The following is a 4,920-nucleotide window of genomic DNA, read 5'->3' on the forward strand; positions in this document are numbered from 1 at the left end:
GATAAAGCATCTTTAAAGAAGTTATGACATACTTCACGTACAGGCATAGCAGTGACCTTATTGACTTGGTGGAACAATCAGTAGATCACACAACGCTATGCCTGTCTATTTTCTGGGGATTCCTCAGCGCCAAGTGCGGGCTTTTTGCATTCCTAATTCCACCCGTCGCTTACAACGTAATATAACAATTCTAATCAACATCAATCCGCTTCTATAGCATATGCCTGTCATCCTTCAAGTTGCCTCTTTGTTGGCTGCACTCACTCACCTCGGTCACATAGTTATCTATGCTCCCGGGGATTCGCTCCCTTCCCGCCGCGATGCATCTTGAAATCCATAAGGTATACATCTCCAGCAAATAAGCCTTATTCGGCATAAAAATAGATCAACAAGTTCAGTTTGACAGCAAACAGACCATTTTTGTTATTTTCTGCTTTGACAAAGCAAAAGCATATCGTTAATATCCACCCCGTTGTGAAGGAGTTCCTCCATAGTTCAGTCGGTAGAACGGCGGACTGTTAATCCGTATGTCACTGGTTCAAGTCCAGTTGGAGGAGCCAAATTATGAAAATCCCGCTTAATGCGGGATTTTTGCTATTCTGACTTCTCTACTTAATTCTCCCAACTATTTACTCATAACATAAGCACGGTAGTTCTATTCAACTTACGTTAATGGAATAAAATTCCATCAAACCTCAAGTAACTAGCATAAAAATATAACAACAAGTGCATTTTGCCAGCAAACAAACTTTTTTTATTGTTTTATACTTTGACAAAGCCGAAACATATCACTAATATCCACCCCGTTGTGAAGGAGTTCCTCCATAGTTCAGTCGGTAGAACGGCGGACTGTTAATCCGTATGTCACTGGTTCAAGTCCAGTTGGAGGAGCCAACTTCATCTCTTTTTTACCCTCATATTTCATTTTTTCTTTGTTATAAGAAAATCCACCTCTGACTACCCTAATCTAGTTGATTTTGCTGAATTTTTTTCTAAAAATTATATTCATTAATAGCTATTCAACCATTTTAGCTTTATCATCCATTCCCGGCCTGGATATGCTGAACTCAGCATCTTCGTTCCTATCATATATACTGGAGCCGGTTTCTCATGACCACTGAATCATACACAATAAAAATCCGCCGCCCTGATGACTGGCACATCCATTTTCGTGATGGTGAAATGCTAAAAACTGTCGTTCCCTACACCAGTCATTACTTTGGCCGAGCTATCGTCATGCCTAATCTGCTTACGCCGATTACAGAAGTGGTCAGTGCCAAGGCCTATAGAGACAGAATATTGGCAGCCATTCCTGAAGGGCATAACTTCCAGCCCCTTATGACCTGTTATCTTACTGACACGACTGAAAGCTCTCAGATAGAAATGGGTTATAAAGAAGGCATTTTTACCGCCTGTAAGCTCTACCCTGCCAATGCCACAACCAATTCAAGTCACGGCGTCTCTGATATAAAGAATATTTATCCACTATTAGCCGTGATGGAAAAACTGGGGACGCCTCTGCTCGTCCACGGTGAGGTTACTGCTTCTCATATTGATATTTTTGATCGAGAAGCCTGTTTTATTGAACAAGTTATGGAGCCACTACGTAATCAGTTCCCTGCACTGAAAGTTGTGTTTGAGCACATAACTACTAAAGAAGCTGCACAATATGTGCTGGAAAGCGATGACAATTTGGCAGCGACATTAACTCCACAGCATCTCATGTTCAACCGCAACCATATGCTGGTTGGTGGGATCCGGCCACACCTATACTGTCTGCCTGTGCTGAAACGCAATGTGCATCAAGAGGCTTTACGGGCAGCCGTCGCCAGTGGCTGTGATCGCTTCTTTCTAGGCACAGACTCAGCACCACATGCGCAACACAAGAAAGAATCCTCCTGTGGTTGTGCCGGCGTCTTTAACGCACCATCAGCGTTACCTGCTTATGCAACAGTGTTTGAGGAGATGAATGCATTACCGCATTTTGAAGCTTTCTGTTCACTTAATGGCCCTAAATTTTACGGGCTACCTATCAATGAAGGCTTTATTGAACTAACTCGCAAACCTTCTACCGTAATTGAACACATTGATTGCAATAGTGAAAAACTTATTCCATTTTTGGCTGGCGAAGATGCCCGCTGGGACGTGAAAGTAGCAGACTGATATAACATGGGGATGGTCATCATCCCCATTAATTTACATAGTTATCAACACACCAACAAATTGACTTACAATTCCTCACAAAAAACCTTCTTACTTTCATTAAAAAGCATATACTAACTAATGACTCATTCAAGAATGAGGTAGTTTGCTCTTAGTCAATGATATTAATAAATAATGCAGTGATCTGATTAGGAGGTTTTATGGGCAGTAAAGATGAGGTTATTCAAACGCATCCTGTAGTAGGTTGGGATGTCAGTACCGTTGATACATATGATGCAGTGATGCTACGCCTTCACTATTTGTCCTCCCAAGATCAAACACCAGAACATGTCATGGTAGATCGAACCCTATGGTTGACAACTGACATTGCAAAGCAATTGATATACATTCTCCAAGCAGGAATTGAAAAGATCGAATCTTCAGAATACAGCGATCTAAGCCATACAAAACATTAATAATCTTAAACCCGGACACCCGTATAAATGGGTGTCCGGTTAGGAGACACATCGATTCATCTCAAAGATTTTGTCTGGAATACCATATCACTATATAATAATTTCGGATTAAGCTAACTTAACCATCAAATTTGCCGAGTTGACTACTGATAGATAGGGCGTTTATTGTGAGTTTGGCCAAACAGGAACAGGGATGTGCAATAATGAAAATCTTAATTGTTGAAGAGTGCTATTATACCCGTTCAGGTATCAGAGAGTTTTTAAAGAAAAATGACAATGCCGAAGATCTTGAAATTGTTGACTCACCGTCAATTAATGAGGCTATAAATATAGTCACTCATTTTGCTCCTGATATCGTTTTAGCTAATTTGACACATTATTGTCATCATGCCAGTTACTGTTCCGATTTACAGAAATTTATAACTCTTATAGATAACACTCGTATTTATATATACCTTAATAGCGCCTATCCTTATTGTGACAATTATATTACATTGAAAGATAATGCTGTTATTCTGGCAAAGAGAAATCTTACCTATATGCTTAATAAACTTAGCAAAACTACATTGCAAGAAATTCAGAGACACAGAGCAACATTCGACCAACATTGTTCTATTTTCAGCCCTCAAGAGCATAAAGTTATCGATTACTGGATGAAAGAAATCCCTAATTACCAGATATCCAAAAAGTTAAAAATCAGTAATAGCACAGTCTATTCTCATAAAAGACACATTACTGAAAAAATCAATGTTCGTAATAGAATTGAACTCTGCTTTATTTACAATGTATTTAAATATCTCTATTAACTAAATCAAATAAACTGGCACATTGATCTCTGTGCCAGCAATTAATCACGTTATTCAACAGACTGTAGTGAAGTACTGTTCAACCCATCCTGTAGACGATGCCGGGATTTATTAAATATTTTTGCTCCATTTTCACGACCGGCACGGCGAGCACGCTGCTCGGTTTCCGGTAACCTGACTTCTTCTCTGCACATTTCACTACAACAGCCTTCAAATTTAGTTGCACACTCTGGACACTGAATAAATAGCAAGTGGCAACCTTCATTTTTACAATTAGTATGGCTGTCGCAAGACACGCCACATTGATGGCAATGAGCGATCACATCGTCTGAAATACGCTCTCCCATCCGCTCATCAAAGACAAAGTTTTTACCAATAAAACGTACCGGTAATCCCTGTTCTCTCGCTTTACGGGCATATTCGATAATACCGCCCTCTACGTGATAGACGTTTTTAAAGCCATTGTGCAGCATATAAGCACTGGCTTTTTCACAGCGAATACCACCGGTGCAGTACATTACAATATTTTTATCCTTATTATCCTGCAACATTTCCGCAGCCATTGGCAGCTGTTCACGGAATGTATCAGAAGGAATTTCAATTGCATTTTCAAAATGCCCGACTTCATATTCATAGTGATTGCGCATATCAACAAATAGCGTATCAGGATCATCCAGCATCTGGTTGACCTGCTCAGCTTTGAGGTACTCGCCGGTTTTTGATGGATCAAAAGTTTCATCTTCAATCCCATCAGCCACTACGCGGTCACGTACTTTCATACGCAAAACCCAGAAAGATTTCCCATCATCATCAAGCGCAATATTCAGCCTCAAATTATCCAATGCAGGATCAACGCTATACAGCAAAGCTTTAAATGCTTCTAAATTATGAGTTGGTAAACTTATCTGAGCATTGATCCCCTCTTTAGCAATATAAACCCGGCCAAATACTGAAAGATCAGTAAATTGTTGATACAAGCTGTTGCGAAAAGCCAGAGGATCTAAAATATTAAAATATTTATAAAAAGAGATGGTCGTACGAGGTTGGGTCTCCGCCAACATACGTGCTTTCAGCTCTTTATTAGAAATGCGGTTGTGTAACACTGACATGGTGTACTTTCCTGAATTTCAAGTCATAAAATAGGGATGTATACCCTATGGATTTCAAGATGCATCGGCGACGGCAAGGGAGCGAATCCCCGGGAGCATAGCGAACTATGTGACCGGGGTAAGCGAGTGCAGCCAACAAAGAGGCAACTTGAAAGATAACGGGTATATAAGTGATAGCCTCCGCTATCAAGCGTAATATGATAACGAAAATGATTTTCAACGAGTAGTCATTTGTAACGCAATGATAGGAAATCAGTAATAATCATAACCACCCGCATAGCGGGTGGTTTGCTCTAGCCCTATAAGGGCATGTTACCGACCGCGCCTAAATGACGCCGCTTTCTCTTTGTTCAAGCTAAAGGGTCATTGTCTCTTTGGCTTACCCCT

General features: G+C 40.3%; 6 protein-coding genes and 2 tRNA genes. 5 read left to right on the top strand and 3 right to left on the bottom strand.

Annotated elements, in window-relative coordinates:
- Nucleotides 1-211 precede the first annotated feature (211 nt).
- Nucleotides 212-376: a hypothetical protein gene (locus CKY02_RS25075; protein WP_162120968.1), complete on the bottom strand. Its 165-nt coding sequence runs from the start codon at nucleotides 374-376 to the stop codon at nucleotides 212-214.
- A gap of 108 nt (nucleotides 377-484) precedes the next feature.
- On the opposite strand from CKY02_RS25075, the gene CKY02_RS22225 reads away from it, so the two are divergent.
- From CKY02_RS22225 to CKY02_RS22245, 5 genes are all read left to right on the top strand, one after another.
- A tRNA-Asn gene (locus CKY02_RS22225) sits at nucleotides 485-560 on the top strand.
- Nucleotides 561-818: 258 nt separating this feature from the next.
- Nucleotides 819-894: transfer RNA gene (locus CKY02_RS22230), tRNA-Asn, on the top strand.
- A gap of 216 nt (nucleotides 895-1,110) precedes the next feature.
- Nucleotides 1,111-2,163 (top strand): dihydroorotase, encoded by a 1,053-nt coding sequence (gene pyrC / locus CKY02_RS22235; protein ID WP_112896929.1) that lies wholly within the window; start codon nucleotides 1,111-1,113, stop codon nucleotides 2,161-2,163.
- Nucleotides 2,164-2,363: 200 nt separating this feature from the next.
- Nucleotides 2,364-2,618, top strand: coding sequence for a biofilm formation regulator BssS (bssS, locus tag CKY02_RS22240; RefSeq protein WP_112896930.1), 255 nt, complete (start codon nucleotides 2,364-2,366; stop codon nucleotides 2,616-2,618).
- Between the two features lie 203 nt (nucleotides 2,619-2,821).
- The gene (locus tag CKY02_RS22245) at nucleotides 2,822-3,424 is read left to right on the top strand and encodes a response regulator transcription factor (RefSeq protein WP_112896931.1); all 603 of its coding nucleotides are present in this window, start codon (nucleotides 2,822-2,824) and stop codon (nucleotides 3,422-3,424) included.
- Between the two features lie 50 nt (nucleotides 3,425-3,474).
- Here CKY02_RS22245 and trhO read toward each other — a convergent pair whose 3' ends face one another.
- Entirely contained in the window at nucleotides 3,475-4,533 is a 1,059-nt protein-coding gene (trhO, locus tag CKY02_RS22250) for an oxygen-dependent tRNA uridine(34) hydroxylase TrhO (RefSeq protein ID WP_112896932.1), read from the bottom strand.
- On the bottom strand, nucleotides 4,505-4,753 hold the full coding sequence (locus tag CKY02_RS22255; protein WP_112896933.1) for a hypothetical protein: 249 nt from the start codon (nucleotides 4,751-4,753) through the stop codon (nucleotides 4,505-4,507). Before CKY02_RS22255 ends, trhO begins: the two co-directional genes overlap by 29 nt.
- Between the last annotated feature and the right edge of the window lie 167 nt (nucleotides 4,754-4,920).

This window comes from Photorhabdus bodei (genome assembly GCF_003287735.1).
Lineage (GTDB): Bacteria > Pseudomonadota > Gammaproteobacteria > Enterobacterales > Enterobacteriaceae > Photorhabdus > Photorhabdus kayaii.